Below are 20599 nucleotides of genomic sequence, written 5' to 3'. Positions count from 1 at the left end.
AAGCGTGCTTTCACTCGCTCAGTAAACAGGCATTTTATACACTATTTATACGCGTGAAGAATTATTATTCCTTCCTCCTGCGCTGCGGTGCGGGTGCGATGAAAAGAGGTTAACCTATGGCCCTGCGTTGGCTCACTGCCGGAGAATCCCACGGCGAGGCGCTCGTCGGCATTATTGAGGGCGTACCCGCCGGTGTGGAACTCACTAGCGACATGGTGCGTGACGCCCTGGCTCGTCGCCGCCTTGGCTACGGCCGCGGTGCCCGCATGAAGTTCGAGGAGGACCGCGTGCGCATCCTGGGCGGTGTGCGTCACGGACTGACTCAGGGCGGCCCGGTCGCGATTGAGATTGCGAACACCGAGTGGCCCAAGTGGACTGACGTGATGAGCTCCGACCCGGTGGATCCGAAGCTGATTGAGGGTCGTGCGCGTAATGCTGCGCTGACCCGTCCGCGCCCCGGTCACGCCGATTTTGCGGGTATGCAGAAGTACAACTTCTCGGAGGCTCGCCCGGTGCTGGAGCGCGCCTCCGCGCGTGAGACTGCGACCCGCGTGGCTCTTGGCGTGGTTGCCGCCCAGATTTTGAAGGCTCTGGGTGTTGAGCTGGTTTCTCACACCGTTGCTGTGGGTGGCGTGCACGCTCCCGAGGGCGCCCCGGTGCCTTCGCCCCGCAACGTTGACCAGCTGGACGCTGACCCGCTGCGCTGCTTCGACAAGGCGACCTCCGACGCGATGGTTCAGCGCGTGGACGAGGCGCACAAGGACGGCGAGACTCTCGGCGGTGTGGTTGAGGTGCTCGCATACGGTATGCCTCCCGGACTGGGTTCGTACGTGCACTGGGACCGCCGCCTGGACGCGCGCCTTGCCGCAGCGCTGATGGGTATTCAGGCGATTAAGGGCGTTGAGGTTGGCGACGGTTTTGCGACCGCTGACCGCCCGGGCACTGCCGCTCATGACGAGATTTCCATTGGTGAGCACGGCGTAACGCGCGATACCAACCGTGCAGGTGGTATTGAGGGCGGCATGAGCATTGGTGACCTGCTGCGTGTGCGCGCGGCAATGAAGCCCATTGCGACCGTGCCGAAGGCCCTGAAGACCATTGACACTTCCACCGGTGAAGAGGCTCGCGCCCACCACCAGCGTTCGGACGTGTGTGCTGTTCCCGCCGCAGGCGTGGTAGCGGAGGCTATGGTCGCCCTGGTGCTCGCTGAGGCTGCGCTGGAGAAGTTTGGTGGCGACTCGATTGGTGAGACTCGCCGCAACATGGATTCCTACCTGGACGCTATTCCGGCGTCTCTGGCGTGGGAGTCTAACGTGGCTGGTTGGGACGCGTAGTGCCCCTTCCGGCGGAGTCTGAGGGCCGCGGCGCGAAGGGTCGCGGTTCCGGGGAGGTTTCTGTGGAGCAGGGTGTTCGCCCGGTCGCTTCGAGCCCCCTTGCGCGTATTGCTGCGGCAACGCAGCGTGCGCGAGGGGGCGCTTCGCCGCGCCCGGAAACCGGCACAGAACCCGGTGTATCTGTTGCGGCTGAGCAGAGTGTTGAGGCTGCGGGCGCTGGGGTTCGTGAGACTGTTGCGCGTGAGGCTGCCGCCTCGGTTTCTTCTGCGTCAGTTTCTTCTGTGCGCCCGGCTTCTCGCGTGCCCACCCCCGCTGACCTGATGCGTTCTGGCACCCGCCCCCTGCCCGCCGCCGCTACGGCGAGCACGCAGGGTGTGCGCCTGTACGCCTCCTCGGTATCTGAGGACGCCGACCCGGCGCTCGGCCTGGACGAGGACCTGCGCCTGAAGCTGCTCAGCGCCCTGCAGGGCATGGGCACCGCTGAAGAGGAATCCCGCAAGGAACCAGCGAAGGCGGAAGCACCCAAGCCGACTGCGCCGAAGCCTGCCGCGCCGTCAGTAGTTGCTGCGCCGAAGCCAGCCGCACCGAAACCGACTGCTCCTAAGCCTGCCGCGCCCAAGCCTGCACCTCCGAAGCAGGCTCAGCCTGCAGAAGCGGTGGGGGAGAGCGTTTCTGCTCCCGTGCAGAAGGCTGAACCCAAGACTGTACAGGTCACGCCCGCAGCCCCCGTAGGTGTGCCCGAAACTTCCGTAGCTGTGCCCGCGGCTGAACCCGCCAAGCCGGTCCGTCCGACCCCGGCGCTGTTCGGCAAGGTTCAGGTTGCCGCACCCGCAGTATCTGCAACACCCGTTGCACCCGCCGCGGAAGAAGAGAGCCTGGCGGGGGAGACGCCCCTCGATGCTTCCGAGCTGCCCGCAACCCCGGCTGAATCTGTGGCACCCGCAGAGCTCACCGTCCCCGCAGAGGCGCTCGCAGAAGACGAGTCCGCCGGTGCTCGCATCCACCCGCAGCAGGTGCGTGAAATGCACGAGAACTTCGCGGAACGCTCCCGACCCATCGTGCTCATCGGCCCCATGGCGGCAGGTAAGACCTACATTGGTACGCACCTGGCGCGTTTCTACGGCTACGAGTTCCTCGACGCCGACCAGCTCATCGTCGAACGCTACGGCGAAGTCTCCGAAATTTTCGAGATTTTTGGTGAGGCGTATTTCCGCGAGCTCGAACGCAAAACCATCGAAGAGGTCCTCACCTCGCCCGTGTACCGCAACACGGTGTTCTCTCTGGGTGGCGGCGCGCCCATGACCGACTCGGTCGCGGAGCTGCTCAAGGACGAATGCGTGGTGTACATCCTCGTTGATGCTGACACCGTCACCCCGCGCATTACCGGCAATAAGACCCGCCCGCTGCTGCAGCCGAACCCGGTCGAGCGGTGGACCGAAATTTTTGAGCGCCGCCGCAGCCGATACGAAGAGCTGGCGCACTTCACCCTGGACGCACGAGGCGGCCGCCCCATCACCGAGATGACCGCCGAAATCCAGGCGTACGTGACCGCAACCCGCGCCTCCCGCGCGCAGCGCCCCCAAGCATAACCCCTCACCTGTGAAAGGACACATGATGAGCACTCAGCCCACCCCCACTTTCGGTGCCTCCGGCGCGGAAGATATCATCCGCATCCCGGTGACCGGCAGCTCCCCGCGTGAGAACTATGAGGTTCTCATCGGCCACAACCTGCTCGGTAAAATCCCCGAAATTCTGGGCAACCGCACCAAGAAGGTGCTCGTGATTCACCCGCGTGCCCTGCGTTCCACCGGTGAGCTGGTCATGGAAGACCTGCGCGCCATGGGCTACGAATCGTTCAGCGCCGAAATCCCGGACGCTGAAGAGGCGAAGCACTACCAGGTGGCGGCGTTCTGCTGGCAGGTGCTCGGTCAGAACGACTTCACCCGCACCGACGCGATCATCTCCGTGGGCGGCGGCGCCATTACCGACGTTGCCGGATTTGTCGCGGCAACCTGGCTGCGCGGCGTGCGCGTTATTCACATTCCGACCACCCTGCTCGGCATGGTAGACGCTGCCGTGGGCGGTAAGACCGGCATCAACACCGCCGAGGGTAAGAACCTGGTCGGCGCGTTCTGGCCGCCCGCCGCGGTGCTCTGCGAAATCGGCACCCTGCGCACCCTGCCCGAGCATGAGCTGCTGACCGGCATGGGTGAGGTCGTCAAGTGCGGCTTCATCGCAGACCCCGAAATTCTCGACCTGATCGAGGCGAACCCGAACGCCGTACGCGACTCTCAGTCCGCCGTGATGCGTGAGCTCATTGAACGCAGCGTGCGCGTAAAGGCGGAGGTCGTCTCCGAGGACCTGCGCGAATCCGGCCGCCGCGAAATCCTGAACTACGGCCACACCCTCGCCCACGCCATTGAACGTAACGAACGCTACCAGTGGCGTCACGGCGCGGCAGTATCCGTCGGCATGGTCTACGCCGCCGAACTGGCGCTGGCAACCGGCCACGCCGACGAAGAACTCGTGGCACGCACCCGCCGCATCCTCGAATCCCTGGGCCTGCCCACCTCCTACAAGGCAGACGCATGGCCCCAGCTGCTCGAAGCAATGCGCCGCGATAAGAAGGCACGCGGCAACCTGCTGCGCTTCATCATTCTTGACGGTTTGGCTCGCCCGCGCGTCTACGAGGTGCCGGACGACTCGATCCTGTACATGACCTACCAGGAGATTACCGAGTAGGTGACGGGTCCCGTACATTTACCGGATGCACCCGGCGCGTGTTTGCTAATACGCGCCAGCCGGGCGGGGTGCCACAGAAACTGTGGCGCCCCTGCTAGGCAAATTCGTGCGCATCCTGTAGAATGTACGGGACATATTTTTGCTCATTGAAAACTTAGCGCCTCGCCGGTGTATCACTACGGCGTGAGCGTCGATGACACGAAGGAGAGCCCCATGGCATCCACTACCGATATTAAGAACGGCGCCGTCCTGAAGATTGACGGCAACCTCTGGTCCGTCGTAGAGTTCCAGCACGTTAAGCCCGGTAAGGGTGGCGCATTCGTCCGCACCAAGCTGCGCAACGTTACCTCCGGCAAGGTCGTCGACCGCACCTTCAACGCTGGCGCTAAGATCGAAACCGCAACCGTTGACCGCTCCGACTACCAGTACCTGTACCAGGACGGCGACGACTACGTCTTCATGGACATGAAGACCTACGACCAGATCAACGTTCCCGCAACCGTTGTTGGCGACGCAGCAAACTACATGCTCGAGTCCCAGACCGCAACCATCGCAATGCACGAGGGTAGCCCCCTGTACATCGAGCTGCCCGCATCCGTGGTCCTCGAAATCACCTACACCGAGCCCGGCCTGCAGGGCGACCGCTCCACCGGCGGCACCAAGCCCGCAACCGTTGAGACCGGCTACGAGATCCAGGTTCCCCTGTTCCTGGAGACCGGCACCAAGGTCAAGGTTGACACCCGCACCGGTGAGTACCTCGGTCGTGTGAACGACTAATGAATTCGCGTACGAAAGCCCGATTGCGCGCCCTCGAAGTGCTCTTCGAGGCGGATCAGCGCAACGAAGATTATATTGAGGTACTCCGCCGCCGCCGACTGTACACGGTAGCGCAGATTTCTGCTTACTCTGAGGAAATCATTCGTGGCGTTCGCGACCACGACGAAGAGATCCGCGAGTTTGTGGAGACTTACGCCCGTGACTGGTCCTTCGAGCGTATGCCCGCCGTGGACCGTGCCGTGCTGCGTATTGGCACTTGGGAGCTTCTGTACAATGACGAAGTTCCGGACGCTGTCGCAATTTCTGAGGCTGTCGGTCTGGCGCGTGTGCTGTCCACGAATGAATCTCCGAAGTTCGTGAACGGTCTGCTGGATAAGCTCCGTCAGGTGAAGCCGACCCTGCTCGCGTAAGACGTCCCGCCGCGGCCTGCCCGCCAGCTTTTATGGCTGGTTGGTTTCTGCCGTTGAGGATGCGTCCGCAGGGGAGCGTACGTGAAACCCCCGCCGTGCTGTAGTTCGCTACAGGACGGCGGGGGTTTTCTGTGTCTAGGTTGCGCTTGGTTGGTGCAGTTCTGCGTGGGGTTCCGTATTGGGTGCGGATGCGCTCGCTGGGTTTGTTAGCAATAGTCGAGGTTTCATCGGAGCCCGTGGGTAGGGTAGGCGGCAACAGTCGAGGCTTCACCGGACAACGCAGGCGGGGGAGTGCCCCCTCTGCGGCGCTGAGCGCCTTGAGGACGGAGCCCCCGCCCTGCGTGTCCGGTATGCGCCTCGTTTAGTATCACTACTCGCTTTGAGCGGATGCGGTCGCCCCGCGTGCCCGGTATGCGCCTCTATGCATACCTCAGATATGCCCTTGTCTGCACCGATATGAACGGAACATTGCCAAAGTGGACAAATAGTGAGCCGGGGTGTGTGCTCTGTGGATATATGTTAGGGTAATGGCATCAACCGATAACATTCCGCTGAATTCCACACGTTGTTGCGTGGATAATTCTGCGGTTTACACAACCACACACCAGAAAAGAACCAACAATGATGTTCAACCGTACTTCTATTGCCGCGCTCTCTGCGGCGATGATGCTCACCCTGTCCGCTTGTTCCGGCGGCGCGCAGGTCAACGCAGAATCGAGCGCTTCCACTTCCGCGAGCACTGAATCCGCAAGCGCCGAAGCTTCCGCAACCCCCACTCCTTCACCTACCCCGACCGGCCCGTCTGGCTCCGAGATTGTACTGGTTCGCCCGAGCGTGGACACCAATAATGATTCGAAGGAAGCTGAAAACGCGGCGCTTGTCGCAGCGTACGCCGTATTGGACCAGCATCTACGTGTTAAGAACGCATGGGTGCATGGAGATCTGGAGCATACCAGCGATGAGGAACTATTGCAGTATGTAGATAAGCGCATTCTTGAAAGCGTTAAAAAGCAGGTAGAGTCTATGCGTAAGCTCGCTGTATCCGCTCCTGTGGAAGGCGATATTGTTTTCCGTGATGTTCGCTTTCCCTCTATCTACAGTTTGGAGCACTCTGACGGTTCTAAGCCGTCGCAGCCTAACGCTGGTATAGCCATCACCTACTGTGAAGATACCAGCAATATTCGTATGTCTGACGGGCGTAGGCTGAACGCCAGCCAAACACGGAGGATTTTTATCGTTCGACGTGATGACGGGGCATATGTTCTCGGCAGTACCGATATTGAGCATGAAGGTTGTGACTATGAGGTAGACGAGGTTGTCTAACCTCCGCCCTTAATCTAATGGGACGCATATCGGGCACACGGGGAGGCTACCCCCGCCTGTGTTGCTCGATATGCGCCTCCAGCAGTCACCGTTTCATAGCCGTCTTTTGGCGGCACAACCACACACCAGAAAAGAACCAACAATGATGTTTAACCGTAGTTCTATTGCCGCGCTCTCGGCGGCAATGATGCTCACCCTGTCCGCATGTTCTGGCGGCTCGCAGGTCAACGCAGAATCGAGCGCTTCCACTTCCGCGAGCACTGAATCGGCAAGCGCCGAAGCTTCCGCAACTCCCACTCCTTCGCCTACCCCGACCGGTTCTGAGGTTGTCGAAATCCGTGCCGCCGTTGACACCACCGTTGACTCAGAAGAAGCACGAAAAGCTGCAGGAGAAGCTGCTAAGCAAGTGCTGGAACAGGACGTGCGCCTTCGGAATGCCTGGATGCAGGGGAACCTGGAACATACCAGTGAAAAGGATCTCGCTAAGTATATGGAACCGAAGGGCGTTAAAAGCACCCTGGATGGTTTTGCGGACTTACGTGAAACACTTCAGGAAGGGCCGTTCAGTGGGCAGATTGAAATCCGCGATGTAGAAGTAGTCGAAGTATCTGCCTCAACGGACCAAAACGGGCAGAGCACCCCTAACGCCGTTGTTCGTGTGCAGTATTGCGAAGACTGGGGAAGCCTTCGCTGGCCAACCGGCGAACCTATTGTTCTTGATGATTCTCTCGCAACAGAGGAAATGCGCGAGAACATTATGATTCGTCGACCTGACGGTGTGTTTGTGATTCAGAGTGGCCGCAAAGTTCAGGGTGACTGCAAGCCCTCGCAGCACTAACGCTTTCAGAAATGGGAAGGTACTTGAAGTACATCTGAGTGTGCTTCAACTACCTTCCCACTTCTATTTTTGGCCTCATGCTATAGACGTGCTTCTTCAATAGGTGCTTCTGATATCCCCGCAGCCCCCTCACCGTGAGCGGTCTCTCGCCGAACCTGAACGTAGCCTGTGAACTGTGGTACCCTACTAGAAGCACAAAACCTTTAAATCCGTCCCGTGAGGCGGGGAAGGAGACGGCTATGCCTGGGTCAACTGTACCCACATCCGGCGCGAATCAGGGGCGAAATGTAACCGCAGCCCCCCATTCGGCAACCCCTCAAAGCACCTCAGAGGACGCGACCACCGTCGGCCGCACCATCCTCAGCGAGGACGAAATCCGCCGCGCCCTCACCCGCATCGCCTACGAAATCATCGAAACCAATAAAGGCGTAGAAAACCTCGTACTCATCGGCATCCGCTCCCGCGGCGTGCCCCTCGCCGTACGACTCGCAGCCCGCATCCAAGCCATCGAGCCGAACTTCAACGCAGAAACCCGACTCGGCGCCCTGGACATCACCGCCTACCGCGACGACCAGCGAACCGGCGGCACCACCTCCCCAGACACCGCAGGGGAAAGCATCATGCCCACCATCGGCATTGAAGGTAAAACCGTAGTCCTCGTTGACGACGTCCTCTACTCCGGCCGCACCGTACGCGCCGCCCTCGACGCACTCAACGCCCACGGACGACCCGCCCTCGTACGCCTGGCAGTCCTTGTAGACCGCGGACACCGGCAACTACCCATCCGCGCCGACCACGTGGGCAAAAACCTGCCCACCAGCGCCAGCGAAACCGTGCGCGTCGTACTGACTGAAACCGACAACGCAACAGACCGAGTTGACATTATCCAGCTGGGAGGGCTCTCATGAAGCATCTGCTCGACACCCGCGAACTAACCCGCGAAGAAGCCATCGAAATCCTTGACGTCGCCGACTACATGGCGCAGGTCAAAGCCGAAAACCGCACCCTCAACGTGCTCAACGGCAAGACCGTCGTCAACCTCTTCTTCGAGGACTCCACCCGAACCCGCCTCTCCTTCGAAGCCGCAGAGAAGCGCCTGGGCGCCGCCGTCACCAACTTCTCCGCATCTGGCTCCTCCCTGTCTAAGGGCGAGTCGCTCAAGGACACCGCGCAGACCCTCAAGGCGATTGCCGCGGATGCGTTCGTGATCCGCCACTCGGCATCCGGCGCACCGCAGCGCCTCGCCGAGGCAGGTTGGACCGACATTCCCGTGCTCAACGCGGGCGACGGCACCCACGCACACCCCACCCAGGCACTGCTCGACGCCGTATCCCTGCGCCAGTACAAGGCAGAACGCGACGGCCTCGACAGCCCCCGCGGCACCGACCTGTCCGGCATGCGTGTGCTCATCGTTGGCGACATCCTGCACTCGCGTGTGGCACGCTCCAACCTCTGGCTGTTGCACACCCTCGGCGCGCAGGTCGTCTTCGTCGCGCCGCCGACCCTGCTGCCGCTGAACACAGCCTCCTGGGTTGAAGAAGCCGGCCTGGAAATCTTCCACGACTTCGACGAAGCCATCGCCACCAACCCCGACGCCGTCATGCTGCTGCGCATCCAGAAGGAACGCATGAACGCCGCGTACTTCCCCTCCGCAGAGGAGTACACCGACCTGTGGGGCCTGACCGCCGAACGCTTCGCAACCCTGCAGGCGCAGCCGCAGCCGGTCGCAATCCTGCACCCGGGCCCCATGAACCGCGGCCTGGAAATCTGCACCGAAGCCGCCGACGCCACCAACTCCTGGGTCCTGCGCCAGGTCAGCAACGGCGTGGCGCTGCGCATGGCGGTGCTCTACCTGCTTCTGACCGACGGCTCCAGCGCCAAGCTCTACGCCGGCGACGAATCCTAAACGACCTTCCTAACGAGAGGAACCAACACCATGAGCAAGTACCTGATTAAGGGCGCAAGCCTCTACGGCGAAAAGGTCGCCGACATCCTCATCGAGGACGGCGTGATTAGCCGCATCGCAGAGAACATCGACGCCGCAGACGCACAGGTCGTCGAGGCGGCAGGCCAGGTGGCACTGCCCGGTCTGGTCGACATCCACACCCACCTGCGTCAGCCCGGCTACGAGGCATCCGAAACCGTTGAGACCGGCACCCGTGCAGCAGCCCTGGGCGGCTACACCGCAGTGTTCGCCATGGCAAACTCCATGCCCGTGGCAGACACCGCCGCAGTCGTTGAGCAGGTTGACCGCCTCGGCAAGGAATCCGCATGGTGCCGCGTGCAGCCCATCGGCGCAGTAACCGTGGGCCTGAAGGGCGAGCGCCTCTCCGACATTGGCGGCATGGCGAACTCCACCGCGAACGTGCGCGTGTTCTCTGACGACGGCATGTGCGTGTACGACCCCGCCGTGATGCGCCGCGCCCTCGAATACGTCAAGACCTTCGACGGCGTTATTGCGCAGCACGCGCAGGAGCCGCGCCTGACCGAAGGCGCCCAGATGAACGAAGGTAAGGTGTCCGCTGATCTGGGTCTGACCGGTTGGCCCGCTGTCGCTGAAGAGGCAATCATTGCCCGCGACGTGCTGCTGGCTGAGCACCTGGACTCTAAGCTGCACATCTGCCACCTGTCCACCAAGGGCTCCATTGAGGTTGTGCGCTGGGCTAAGTCCCGCGGCGTGAAGGTGACCGCGGAGGCAACCCCGCACCACCTGCTGCTCACCGACGAGACTGCACGCACCTACGACCCGATTTTCAAGGTGAACCCGCCGCTGCGCACCGAAGAGGACGTCATGGCGCTGCGTCAGGCTGTTGCTGACGGCATCATCGACGTGATTGGTACCGACCACGCACCGCACCCGGCAGAGACCAAGGAATGCGAGTGGGCGTGCGCCGCGAACGGTATGACCGGTCTGGAGCAGGCACTGTCCATCATCCAGATGACCCTGGTTGACACCGGCATGATTACCTGGCGCGATGTGGCACGCATCCTCTCCGAGGAGCCCGCGAAGATTGGTCGCCTGGACCACGAGCAGGGCCGCCCGCTTGCCGAAGGCGAACCGGCAAACATTGTGCTGGTCGACCCGAAGGCAACCCGCGTGATTAAGCCGGAGGAGCAGGCTACCAAGGGTAAGAACAACCCCTACCGCGACATGGAGGTGCCCGGCTCGATCCGTGCAACCTTCTACGCTGGCCACCCGACCGTGCTGAACGGCGAGCTGGCAACCCCGCGCCGCTAAACCCGCGAGGCGAACGCACGTGGTGACCGTGCCTGGCGGTGGTAGGTTCACGCCTGCCACCGCCTCGCCGGGAGCACCGCCCCCAACCTCACCAACCCAGGCCGAGATCATCGACCGAGACCCCAACCGAAAGAGAGAACCTTCGTGGGAAAGTTCCTGACCGCCATCATCTGCATCGCCCTGGTCGCCCTGTGCATCTACGGCATGTGGCACGGATGGCGCTCGCGCCTGGCACGCCAGGCGAACATGTTCGGCTCCCTCAAGGAAGTTCCCGAACGCTACGAGGGCATGACCGCTGACGCCGCTTTTGAGGGCGAGTACGTCAGCACCACGATCTTCGGTAACTGGCTGGACCGCGTGGGTTTCGATTCGCTCGGCTTCAAGAGCAAGTCCACCCTGCTGATTTACCCGGACAGCATCATCTTCACCCGTAACGGAGCGAAGGACCTGTGGATTCCGGCGAAGAAGCTCGCCGTCATCACCACCGACCGCGGTATGGCGGGCAAGGTTGTGGAGAAGAACGGCCTGGTCGTGATTGGTTGGACCCTGGACGGTCACCGCGTGCAGACCGGCTTCCGCACCCGCTACGCCGAGGACAAGCAGGCGGTACTGCAGGAGCTGCGCCGCATCGCCCCGAACGCGGTGGATGCGCCCGAGAAGTGGACGGCAGAACCGGAAGCCTAAATCCCGGTGTAATATCCCGGCGCAATATCCCTGCGCACCCACACCCATAGATTTTGCCCCACGGCAGGCGAAAACCCCGCCGAAGGCACCATAGACTACCCCGGAACCTGCACGGTAGAGGCCGTACAGGAAGCGGGGGAGAACACCAGAGAAAAGGAAGAAGAGCATGACTGACATGACACGATCCGGCGCCCTGCGTACGGACCGCGCGCTGCTCGTCCTGGAGGACGGCACCGTCTACCGCGGCTACGGCTACGGCGCAACCGGCGCGTCCCTGGGCGAGGCGGTTTTCTCGACCGGTATGACCGGCTACCAGGAAACCCTGACCGACCCCTCCTACGCGGGTCAGATTGTGGTTCAGACCGCTCCCCATATCGGCAACACCGGCGTGAACACCACCGACGCTGAGTCCCGCAAGATTTGGGTTGCCGGCTACGTGGTTCGCGACGCAGCACGTGTGGCATCCAACTGGCGTTCTGAGCGCACCCTCGACGAAGAGCTCATCGAGCAGGGCATCGTCGGTATTCAGGGCATTGACACTCGCGCCCTGACCCGCCGCCTGCGTTCGAGCGGTTCGATGCGTGCGGGCGTGTTCTCCGGTGAGCACGCAGAACGCCCCGAAGCTGAACTGCTGGAGGAGGTGCGCGCCTCCGAGCCGATGGCTGGCCGTAAGCTCGCTGACTCCGTTTCGGTTGACACCGCCTACACCGTTGAGCCGCACCAGTTCAACTGGTTCGCACCCCCGGTCGCAACCATCGTCGCCCTGGACCTGGGCATTAAGTCGATGACCCCGCAGCGTTTCGCTGAGCGTGGCGTGCGCGTGCACGTGCTGCCCGCAAGCGCAACCCTCGAGGACATCTACTCCCACAACCCCGACGGCGTGTTCTTCTCCAACGGCCCCGGTGACCCGGCAACCGCTGACGAGCAGGTTGAGCTGCTGCAGGGCGTGCTGCGTAAGGGCACCCCGTTCTTCGGCATCTGCTTCGGTAACCAGCTGCTCGGCCGCGCCCTGGGCTTCGGCACCTACAAGCTGCCCTTCGGCCACCGCGGCATCAACCAGCCGGTCATGGACAAGACCACCGGCAAGGTTGAAATCACCGCGCAGAACCACGGCTTCGCTGTGGACGCGCCGATTGGCGACTACGTGACCGCACCGAACGCTGAGTTCGGTCAGGTCATGGTCTCCCACGTGGGTCTGAACGACAACGTGGTTGAGGGCCTGACCTGTAAGGACATCCCCGCGTTCTCCGTGCAGTACCACCCCGAGGCTGCCGCGGGCCCGCACGATTCCGCCTACCTCTTTGACCGTTTCATCGACCTGATGGTCGCAACCAAGACTGCAAAGGAAGCATAAATGCCTCGTCGTACTGACCTTAATAGCGTCCTCGTCATCGGTTCCGGCCCCATCGTCATCGGTCAGGCAGCGGAATTTGACTACTCCGGCACTCAGGCACTGCGCGTGCTGAAGGAGGAGGGCGTGCGCGTCATCCTCGTGAACTCGAACCCGGCAACCATCATGACCGACCCCGAGTTCGCGGACGCCACCTACATTGAACCCATCACCCCCGAGGTGATTGAGAAGATCATCGAGAAGGAAAAGCCGGACGCAATCCTGCCGACCCTGGGTGGTCAGACCGCGCTGAACGCGGCTATCTCCCTGGATGAGCGCGGCGTGCTCGCCAAGTACAATGTTGAGCTGATCGGCGCGAACATTGAGGCGATTAACCTCGGTGAGGACCGTGAAGCATTCAAGGGCGTGGTGGATCGCGCCGGCGGCGAGTCTGCACGCTCGGTGATTGTTCACTCCATGCCGGAGGCGCTGGAAGCCGCTAAGGAGCTGGGCTACCCGATGGTGGTCCGCCCCTCCTTCACCATGGGTGGTCTCGGCTCAGGTATGGCGTACAACGAGGAAGACCTCTACCGTATTGCTGGCGCCGGTATTCAGTACTCGCCGACCAGCGAGGTCCTGCTGGAGGAGTCCATCCTCGGCTGGAAGGAATACGAGCTGGAGATGATGCGTGACACCAACGACAACGTCGTGGTCGTCTGCTCCATCGAGAACTTCGACCCCGTGGGCGTGCACACCGGTGACTCCATCACCGTGGCACCCGCACTGACCCTGACCGACCGTGAGTTCCAGAAGCTGCGCGACATCGCGATTAACGTGATTCGTGAGGTTGGCGTGGACACCGGTGGTTGTAACATCCAGTTCGCGATTGACCCGAAGACCGGCCGCATCATCGTCATTGAGATGAACCCGCGCGTGTCTCGTTCCTCGGCGCTCGCGTCGAAGGCTACCGGCTTCCCGATTGCGAAGATTGCGACCAAGCTGTCCCTGGGTTACACCCTGGATGAGATTCCGAACGATATCACCCAGAAGACCCCGGCGTCCTTCGAGCCGACCCTCGACTACGTGGTCGTGAAGGTTCCGCGCTTCGCGTTTGAGAAGTTCCCGGCTGCTGACCCGACCCTGACCACCACCATGAAGAGTGTTGGTGAGGCTATGGCTCTGGGCCGTAACTTCACTGAGGCTCTGCAGAAGGCGATGCGTTCGCTGGAGCAGAAGGGTGCGTCCTTCTCGTTCAAGCCGCTGTCCCTGTCTGAGGCTGAGCTGGCTGAGCTGGTTGAGAAGACTAAGGTTGCGACCACTCAGCGTATCTACCAGGTTCAGCAGGCTCTGCTGGCTGGCGCTACCGTGGAGCAGCTGCACGAGGCGACCAAGATTGACCCGTGGTTCCTGGATCAGCTGGTGCTGCTGAATGAGGTTGCCGGTGTGGTTCACGCTAAGCGTGACAACCTTGACCCGGAGACCCTGAAGCTGGCTAAGCGTCACGGTTTCTCGGACGCTCAGATTGCTGAGATTATCGGCTCTTCTGAGGATGTTGTGCGCGGTGTTCGCCACGCTCTGGGTATCCGCCCGGTCTTCAAGACTGTTGACACCTGTGCAGCCGAGTTTGAGGCGTTCACTCCGTACCACTACTCCTCCTACGACCTGGAGGATGAGGTTGCGCACCACGAGAAGCCCTCGATTATGATTCTGGGTTCGGGCCCGAACCGTATCGGTCAGGGTATCGAGTTCGACTACTCCTGTGTGCACGCTTCGCTGGTGCTGCGTTCGCTCGGTTACGAGACTGTCATGGTCAACTGCAACCCTGAGACTGTTTCGACTGACTACGATATTTCGACTCGCCTGTACTTTGAGCCGCTCACCCTTGAGGATGTGCTTGAGATTGTTGAGTCGGAGCGTCGTACCGGCGGTCTGATGGGCGTGTTTGTTCAGCTGGGCGGTCAGACTCCGCTGAAGCTGGCTCGCGCTCTGAAGGATGCGGGCGTGCCGATTCTGGGCACCACCCCCGAGGCTATTGACCTGGCTGAGGACCGCGGCGAGTTCTCTCGCGTGCTGGAGGAGGGCGGCCTGATTTCGCCCAAGAACGGTACCGCGTTCACTTTCGAGGGTGCTAAGCGCATCGCTGACGAGATTGGTTACCCGGTTCTGGTTCGTCCTTCGTACGTGCTGGGCGGCCGTGGCATGGAGATCGTCTACGATGAGGCGAACCTGGCACGCTACCTGGAGAACGCTACCGAGGTTTCGCCTTCGCAGCCTGCTCTGATTGATAAGTTCCTTGAGGACGCTATCGAGATTGACGTTGACGCACTGTTTGACGGCGAGGAGCTGTACCTGGGCGGCGTTATGGAGCACATTGAGGAAGCCGGTATTCACTCGGGTGACTCTTCCTGTACTCTGCCTCCGATTACTCTCGGCCCGGACATCATCGCGAAGGTGAAGGACGCTACCGAGAAGATTGCTCGCGGCACCGGTGTGCGCGGCCTGATTAACATTCAGTTCGCGTACGTGTCTGAGAACCTGTACGTGATTGAGGCGAACCCGCGTGCATCCCGTACTGTTCCGTTCGTGTCGAAGGCTACCGGCGTGCAGATGGCTAAGGCTGCTGTGCTGATTGGTCTGGGTAAGAGCATTGCTGAGCTGAAGGCTGAGGGTTACCTGCCGTCGAACATGGATGGCGCGTCCCTGCCTGAGGAAACTGCGATTGCTGTGAAGGCTGCGGTTCTGCCGTTCGCTCGTTTCCGCACCCCCGAGGGTGTTGTGGTGGATTCGCTGCTGAGCCCGGAGATGCGTTCGACCGGTGAGGTCATGGGTCTGGATAAGCACTATGACACCGCGTTCGCGAAGGCTCAGGCTGGTGCTGGTTCGCCGCTGCCGACCTCCGGTAAGGTGTTCATTTCGGTGGCTAACCACGATAAGCGTAACGTCATTATTTACGCGAAGATGCTGGAGTCGCTGGGCTTTGAGATCGTTTCGACCGGTGGTACCGCTGAGATTCTGCGCCGTAACGGCTTGAACTCGGTGATTGTGGCTTCGAAGTTCGCTGAGGCGAATGGCGACCACTCGATTGTGGACATGGTCCGCAACGGTGATATTGACCTGATTCTGAACACCCCTGCCGGTGGTGCTGCCCGTAGCGATGGTTACGAGATTCGTGCCGCTGCGGTTTCGGTGGGCTGCCCGGTCATGACCACCATTTCTGAGTTCGCTGCGGCTGTTCAGGCGATCAATGCTCTGCGTGAGCACAGCTGGGACATCATGAGCCTGCAGGAGCACGGCGTTCAGCTGGCTGCCGCTGTGGATGCTCGTTCCGAGGGTGGCGAGGCGTAATGTCCGCTACTTTTGGTGATCGTCTGGCGAAGGCGATGGCGGAGCGCGGCCCGCTGTGTGTGGGTATTGACCCGCATCCGAACCTGCTGGAGCAGTGGGGTCTTGAGGATTCTGCTGCCGGTCTGGCTGCTTTTACTGAAGCGGTCTATGAGGGTTGCGCCCCGTTTGCGGCGGCGTTGAAGCCTCAGGTGGCGCTGTTTGAGCGTCACGGTTCGGCTGGTCTTGCTGTGCTGGAGGCGCTGTTTGCCCGCGCTGCCGCTGATGGTGTGCTGATTGTTGCTGATGCTAAGCGCGGCGATATCGGTTCGACCATGAAGGCGTACGCGGATGCGTGGCTTGGCTCGTCTTCGCCGCTGGGTACCGATTCGGTGACTTTGAGCCCGTATCTGGGTTTTGAGTCGCTGCGTCCGGCGCTGGATTTGGCTGATGAGAATGACCGCGGCACGTTCGTGCTGGCGCTGACCTCGAACCCTGAGGGTAAGAGCGTTCAGTACGTGGGCGCGTCGGAGTCTGGTCATTCGGGTGAGTCTGGGGGCGCTGTGGCTAAGCGTATTATCGCTGCGGCTACCGCTGAGAATGCTTCCCGCCAGTGGGAGCAGATGGGCCCGTGCGGTCTGGTGGTTGGCGCGACTGTTGGTCAGGCGCTGGTTGATTTGGGTATTGACCTGAGCGTGTTCAACGGCCCGATTCTGTCGCCGGGTTACGGTGCGCAGGGCGCTTCGGCGGCTGATCTGTACCGCGTGTTTGCGGGCGTTGAGTCGCAGGTGCTGGTGAATTCCAGCCGCGGCGTGCTGGCCGCTGGCCCGTCGGTTGAGGGTTTGGCGCAGGCTGCGCAGGCGGCTCGTGATGACCTGTTGGCGGCTCGCGGCGCGTAGTTCGCGTGTTGTGTGAGAGGGGTGTGTGCTCCGGGTGGATTCTGTTGAGGGTCTGCTCGGGGTGCGCGCCCCTTTTGCGTACCCCTTGTGCCTGTTTTATTGCATTTTTTCGGTACATCCGCATGCATAATTTTGCCGCCGTGCACTCGCGCCGATGCGAGTTTGCTCACCTCTGTAGTGGGGGAGTGTGCCTGCTCTTTGAGGTGCGTGCGTGGCTCCACTTTTGATAGTGCGAATACTCCGCTATGCTATAGGGGTACTCCCTGATATTTACGTGCTGACGTGCGTAGACGCATTGTTGGTGCGAGGGTGAGTGCCGCGGGTGGAACGAGGGTTCTCGTGCTATCCGTGTTACATTAGTTGATAAGTAAAATTCTATAACTCGCAGAAATGGGGGACCCAACCATGCCGCTGACTCCGCTAACTGAGGATGCGCGCGCCTCCGCCCGCGAGAAGGCAGTACTTGCCCGAGCACACCGCCAGGAAATTAAGCGTGCACTGAGTGACCGTGAACTTTCCGTGCGTCAGGTGCTTGATATGGTCGATTCCGACCCTGCACTGGCTAAAATGCCGGTGGGGCAGATGCTGCGCGCACTTCCGGGCATTGGTGCCGTTCGAGCTGAACGCATCATTGAAGAACTTCATATTGCACCGACTCGCCGCCTTGGCGGCCTTGGTGTACACCAGCGTCGCAAGATGGTGGAGTACTTCAACCGTAATTCGCGGTATTTGAACCGTGCACGTCGCAGGACTAATACTCTGCCTCCTGAATCTTCTCAGTCCTAACACATCGTGCCTTCAGTCGATGAAGGCGCAGTAAGGAAGCTATGTCTCAGCCGACTCTCACCGTACTGGCTGGCCCCACTGCTGTTGGCAAGGGTACGGTGTGCCAGTACATTCGTGAGAACTACCCGAACGTGTGGTTCTCTGTTTCCGCTACTACTCGTGATCCTCGCCCCGGTGAGGTTGACGGTACTCACTACTATTTCGTTTCGATGGAAGAGTTTGACCAGATGATTGCTGACGGTCAGATGCTTGAGTACGCTGTGGTACACGGTAAGAACAAGTACGGTACTCCGCGCGCTAAGGTCCAGGAGGCCCTGGATGCTGGCCGCCCGGTGATTCTTGAGATTGACTTGCAGGGTGCTCGCCAGATTCGCGAGACCATGCCGGATGCTCGCCTGATTTTCTTGGCTCCTCCGAGCTGGGATGAGCTGGTGTCGCGTCTGGTGGGTCGAGGTACCGAGAGTGAGCAGGAGCAAGCTCGTCGCCTTGAAACCGCGAAGGTTGAGTTGGCTGCTGAGAAGGAATTTGACGTCACGGTCGTCAACGACTCTGTTGAGCGTGCAGCGAAGGAGATTGCTGAGCTGATTGGCGCTGCCTAATCTGCATGCTTTGCGTTTGCGGTGGGGCTAGAGTTTCTTCCGACCTGTAGTTCTGCCGTGAGGCGTTGTGAAAGGTGGGGGTTTCGAAGAGTTTTCTTCGGAGCCCCCGCCTTTTGTTTGCCCTGTGCCCGCTACTCTGTGCCTGCCGGTCTGCCTTTTATCCGGGCTGGTACGTGCGTTTTAGCCGTTGAGAGGGTAGAATAGTTCTTTAGTTTTGACCGTGCCCTCAGTGTGCCCGGTTTGCGCCATAGCGCGAACGGTGTGCGGGGGCGTTCGGTACGTACATTCCATCAAGCTATTTGGAGTTTTTAGTGGCAAACGAAATCAAGGAACACGAGGACTACAACTTCGTTGACGGTGTCGCTCCCGAGGGCATCGTGAGCCCCAGCGCTGACGCGCTGATTGAGAAGGCGGAGTCCAAGTACGGCCTGGTGATTTTCGGTGCCCGCCGTGCACGCCAGATTAACGCGTACTACGCTAACCTGCAGGACAATACTGCTGCGCACGTTGGCCCGCTGGTTGACGCTGAGTCGAACGAGAAGTCTCTGTCGGTGGCAATGCGTGAAATCATTGCTGACCGTGTTGTGGCGGAGCACCACCCGGACGCTAAGTTCGATGAGGACGGCTACCCCGTTCCCGAGGATCTGTCCGCTGTGATTGATTTCAGCGCGGCTGAGTTCTCTGGCGCTATCGAGGAGGAGTACATCCCCGCAGGTAGCGAAGAGGTTATTGCTATCGAAGAGGTTATCCTCGACGAGTCCGCTGAGTAATCTGCGTTCTTTCAGGTTTAAGGATTCTTTAACGTACCATGCGCATTATCGTTGGTATTGGAGGGGGCATTGCTGCGTATAAGGCGGCGATGCTCCTTCGTCTTTTTGCGAAGAATGGCGACGAGGTAATCGCCATGCCCACCCCGAACGCGACGAAGTTCGTGGGTGTTCCCACCCTGGAGGCGCTGAGCGGCAACCCCGTCTCGACGGACGTGTTTGACCGCGTGCCGGAGGTGAACCACGTGCGTCAGGCCGAGCAGGCTGACGCTGTGGTGATTGCCCCGGCGACCGCTGATTTGCTGGCTCGTTTGGCGGCTGGTCGTGCGGATGATCTGCTGTCTTCTACGGTGTTGACGACGCACGCCCCGGTGATTTTGGCGCCGGCGATGCACACCCAGATGTGGGAGCATCCGGCGACTCAGGCGAATGTGCAGACGCTGCGTTCGTGGGGTTATCACGTGATTGAGCCTGCGATTGGGCGTTTGACGGGCCCGGATTCTGGTCCGGGTCGCATGCCTGAGCCGGAGGATATTTTCGCGGTCGCGCTGGATGTGATTGAGCGCTTCCCGAAGGGGCAGGTGCACCCGGTGTACACGCCCGGTTACGCGCCGACTGAGCCCCTGTACACGGGCACGGAGCAGGAGCGTATGGCGGCGGCGCGTCAGGCGACGCTGACCTCGGCACTGCTGGGTCAGGGTGAATCTGGTCAGGTGGCTGACGCTTCGGCAGATGACTCTGGCCCGCTGTCCGGTCGCCTCGTAGTCATTACCGCTGGCGGTACCCGTGAGGCGCTGGACCCGGTACGCTTCCTCGGCAACCGTTCGACCGGTAAGCAGGGTGTGGCGCTCGCGGAGGCGGCACGCGACTTGGGTGCGACCGTGCACCTAATTGGTGCGAACCTTGAGGTTCCCGCGCCGGAGGGCGTGCAGGTGACCCGCGTGGTCAGCGCTCTGGAGCTGCGTGAGGCGACCCTTGAGGCGAGCGCGGCGGTGGATGTGCTGATTATGTCCGCTGCGGTGGCTGATTTTAGGCCCGCCGAGTTTGCCAAGTTCAAGATTAAGAAGAGCGCTGATTCTGAGGATGCGCCGGTGATTCAGCTGGTGCGTAACCCGGATATTCTGCGTGAGGTCGTGGTGCGCCGCCAGCAGGCTCGTGAGGCGGGGGAGAGCACCCTCGGTCCGAAGCTCATTGTTGGTTTTGCGGCGGAGACCGGTTCGGCGGAGAAGACTCCGTTGGAGCTGGGTCGTGAGAAGCTGCAGCGTAAGGGCACGGACTTCTTGGCGGTCAATACGGTGGGTGTGAATCGTGGTTTCGGCACGGACGATAACACGATTACGCTGCTGTCGACTCTGAATGATGAGGCGCCGGTGTTCTCCGGTTCGAAGAAGGAGTTGTCGGTGCGTCTGTTGGAGCATGTGGCGGCTTTCTTGCCGGAGCTTTCTGCCTAATGTAACCTGCGTTTCCGCGTAAAATTTCGGAACGTTCATAGTGTGGAGCCCGTGCGGTATTTCCTGCGAGGAGGTATCGTGCGGGCTTTGCTGTACCCTC

At 61.0% G+C, this 20599-nt stretch carries 18 protein-coding genes; all 18 read left to right on the top strand.

From position 1 onward, the window contains the following. Positions 1-116: 116 nt before the first annotated feature. Positions 117-1334 carry a chorismate synthase gene (aroC, locus tag HMPREF2842_RS06225; protein WP_005508730.1) on the top strand — a complete coding sequence of 406 codons (1218 nt, stop codon included), beginning with the start codon at positions 117-119 and terminating at the stop codon, positions 1332-1334. After that, on the top strand, positions 1334-2923 hold the full coding sequence (locus HMPREF2842_RS06220) for a shikimate kinase (protein ID WP_070643416.1): 1590 nt from the start codon (positions 1334-1336) through the stop codon (positions 2921-2923). The genes aroC and HMPREF2842_RS06220 overlap by 1 nt, the downstream gene beginning before the upstream one ends. A gap of 22 nt (positions 2924-2945) precedes the next feature. Further along, on the top strand, positions 2946-4076 hold the full coding sequence (gene aroB / locus HMPREF2842_RS06215; RefSeq protein WP_141752181.1) for a 3-dehydroquinate synthase: 1131 nt from the start codon (positions 2946-2948) through the stop codon (positions 4074-4076). 213 nt (positions 4077-4289) lie between these two features. Further along, complete coding sequence (efp, locus tag HMPREF2842_RS06210) at positions 4290-4853, top strand: elongation factor P (RefSeq protein ID WP_005505932.1); 564 nt, start codon at positions 4290-4292, stop codon at positions 4851-4853. Continuing rightward, positions 4853-5263 carry a transcription antitermination factor NusB gene (gene nusB, locus HMPREF2842_RS06205; RefSeq protein WP_005505934.1) on the top strand — a complete coding sequence of 137 codons (411 nt, stop codon included), beginning with the start codon at positions 4853-4855 and terminating at the stop codon, positions 5261-5263. The genes efp and nusB overlap by 1 nt, the downstream gene beginning before the upstream one ends. A 621-nt stretch (positions 5264-5884) precedes the next feature. Continuing rightward, positions 5885-6586 (top strand): hypothetical protein, encoded by a 702-nt coding sequence (locus tag HMPREF2842_RS06200; protein WP_070738471.1) that lies wholly within the window; start codon positions 5885-5887, stop codon positions 6584-6586. Positions 6587-6728: 142 nt separating this feature from the next. Further along, the gene (locus tag HMPREF2842_RS06195; RefSeq protein WP_246823212.1) at positions 6729-7424 is read left to right on the top strand and encodes a methyl coenzyme M reductase subunit gamma; all 696 of its coding nucleotides are present in this window, start codon (positions 6729-6731) and stop codon (positions 7422-7424) included. Positions 7425-7663: 239 nt separating this feature from the next. Beyond that, entirely contained in the window at positions 7664-8332 is a 669-nt protein-coding gene (pyrR, locus tag HMPREF2842_RS06190; protein ID WP_070643405.1) for a bifunctional pyr operon transcriptional regulator/uracil phosphoribosyltransferase PyrR, read from the top strand. Next, the gene (locus HMPREF2842_RS06185; protein WP_049337443.1) at positions 8329-9330 is read left to right on the top strand and encodes an aspartate carbamoyltransferase catalytic subunit; all 1002 of its coding nucleotides are present in this window, start codon (positions 8329-8331) and stop codon (positions 9328-9330) included. The genes pyrR and HMPREF2842_RS06185 overlap by 4 nt, the downstream gene beginning before the upstream one ends. A gap of 30 nt (positions 9331-9360) precedes the next feature. Then, positions 9361-10662: a dihydroorotase gene (locus HMPREF2842_RS06180; RefSeq protein ID WP_070506251.1), complete on the top strand. Its 1302-nt coding sequence runs from the start codon at positions 9361-9363 to the stop codon at positions 10660-10662. Positions 10663-10806: 144 nt separating this feature from the next. Next, on the top strand, positions 10807-11346 hold the full coding sequence (locus HMPREF2842_RS06175) for a PH-like domain-containing protein (protein WP_070604312.1): 540 nt from the start codon (positions 10807-10809) through the stop codon (positions 11344-11346). A 166-nt stretch (positions 11347-11512) separates the two neighbouring features. Further along, a complete protein-coding gene (gene carA, locus HMPREF2842_RS06170; protein ID WP_049327218.1) occupies positions 11513-12700 on the top strand; it encodes a glutamine-hydrolyzing carbamoyl-phosphate synthase small subunit in 1188 nt (395 codons plus the stop codon). Further along, the gene (carB, locus tag HMPREF2842_RS06165; RefSeq protein WP_070634036.1) at positions 12701-16021 is read left to right on the top strand and encodes a carbamoyl-phosphate synthase large subunit; all 3321 of its coding nucleotides are present in this window, start codon (positions 12701-12703) and stop codon (positions 16019-16021) included. It begins immediately after the preceding gene. After that, a complete protein-coding gene (gene pyrF / locus HMPREF2842_RS06160; protein WP_070643402.1) occupies positions 16021-16896 on the top strand; it encodes an orotidine-5'-phosphate decarboxylase in 876 nt (291 codons plus the stop codon). The genes carB and pyrF overlap by 1 nt, the downstream gene beginning before the upstream one ends. Before the next feature lie 405 nt (positions 16897-17301). Beyond that, positions 17302-17682, top strand: coding sequence for an integration host factor, actinobacterial type (gene mihF, locus HMPREF2842_RS06155; RefSeq protein WP_005505949.1), 381 nt, complete (start codon positions 17302-17304; stop codon positions 17680-17682). 41 nt (positions 17683-17723) lie between these two features. Further along, positions 17724-18281, top strand: a complete 558-nt coding sequence (gene gmk / locus HMPREF2842_RS06150; protein WP_005505951.1) for a guanylate kinase — start codon at positions 17724-17726, stop codon at positions 18279-18281. Between the two features lie 311 nt (positions 18282-18592). Continuing rightward, positions 18593-19051 carry a DNA-directed RNA polymerase subunit omega gene (gene rpoZ / locus HMPREF2842_RS06145; protein ID WP_070593339.1) on the top strand — a complete coding sequence of 153 codons (459 nt, stop codon included), beginning with the start codon at positions 18593-18595 and terminating at the stop codon, positions 19049-19051. Positions 19052-19089: 38 nt separating this feature from the next. Beyond that, positions 19090-20499, top strand: a complete 1410-nt coding sequence (locus HMPREF2842_RS06140) for a bifunctional phosphopantothenoylcysteine decarboxylase/phosphopantothenate synthase (RefSeq protein WP_070643400.1) — start codon at positions 19090-19092, stop codon at positions 20497-20499. The last annotated feature ends 100 nt before the right edge of the window (positions 20500-20599 follow it).

Origin of the sequence: Rothia sp. HMSC069C10, from assembly GCF_001812205.1 — a bacterium.
Classification (GTDB): domain Bacteria; phylum Actinomycetota; class Actinomycetes; order Actinomycetales; family Micrococcaceae; genus Rothia; species Rothia mucilaginosa.
This window is presented reverse-complemented; position numbering and strand designations above follow the sequence as displayed.

What these genes read in the sequence shown, in the direction of transcription:
- aroC (WP_005508730.1), top strand. Translation starts at nt 117, where the DNA reads ATGGCCCTGCGTTGGCTCACTGCCGGAGAATCCCACGGCGAGGCGCTC.
- pyrR (WP_070643405.1), top strand. Translation starts at nt 7,664, where the DNA reads ATGCCTGGGTCAACTGTACCCACATCCGGCGCGAATCAGGGGCGAAAT.
- gmk (WP_005505951.1), top strand. Translation starts at nt 17,724, where the DNA reads ATGTCTCAGCCGACTCTCACCGTACTGGCTGGCCCCACTGCTGTTGGC.
- HMPREF2842_RS06195 (WP_246823212.1), top strand. Translation starts at nt 6,729, where the DNA reads ATGATGTTTAACCGTAGTTCTATTGCCGCGCTCTCGGCGGCAATGATG.
- HMPREF2842_RS06140 (WP_070643400.1), top strand. Translation starts at nt 19,090, where the DNA reads ATGCGCATTATCGTTGGTATTGGAGGGGGCATTGCTGCGTATAAGGCG.
- efp (WP_005505932.1), top strand. Translation starts at nt 4,290, where the DNA reads ATGGCATCCACTACCGATATTAAGAACGGCGCCGTCCTGAAGATTGAC.
- HMPREF2842_RS06180 (WP_070506251.1), top strand. Translation starts at nt 9,361, where the DNA reads ATGAGCAAGTACCTGATTAAGGGCGCAAGCCTCTACGGCGAAAAGGTC.
- pyrF (WP_070643402.1), top strand. Translation starts at nt 16,021, where the DNA reads ATGTCCGCTACTTTTGGTGATCGTCTGGCGAAGGCGATGGCGGAGCGC.
- HMPREF2842_RS06200 (WP_070738471.1), top strand. Translation starts at nt 5,885, where the DNA reads ATGATGTTCAACCGTACTTCTATTGCCGCGCTCTCTGCGGCGATGATG.
- carB (WP_070634036.1), top strand. Translation starts at nt 12,701, where the DNA reads ATGCCTCGTCGTACTGACCTTAATAGCGTCCTCGTCATCGGTTCCGGC.
- HMPREF2842_RS06185 (WP_049337443.1), top strand. Translation starts at nt 8,329, where the DNA reads ATGAAGCATCTGCTCGACACCCGCGAACTAACCCGCGAAGAAGCCATC.
- aroB (WP_141752181.1), top strand. Translation starts at nt 2,946, where the DNA reads ATGATGAGCACTCAGCCCACCCCCACTTTCGGTGCCTCCGGCGCGGAA.
- carA (WP_049327218.1), top strand. Translation starts at nt 11,513, where the DNA reads ATGACTGACATGACACGATCCGGCGCCCTGCGTACGGACCGCGCGCTG.
- mihF (WP_005505949.1), top strand. Translation starts at nt 17,302, where the DNA reads ATGCCGCTGACTCCGCTAACTGAGGATGCGCGCGCCTCCGCCCGCGAG.
- nusB (WP_005505934.1), top strand. Translation starts at nt 4,853, where the DNA reads ATGAATTCGCGTACGAAAGCCCGATTGCGCGCCCTCGAAGTGCTCTTC.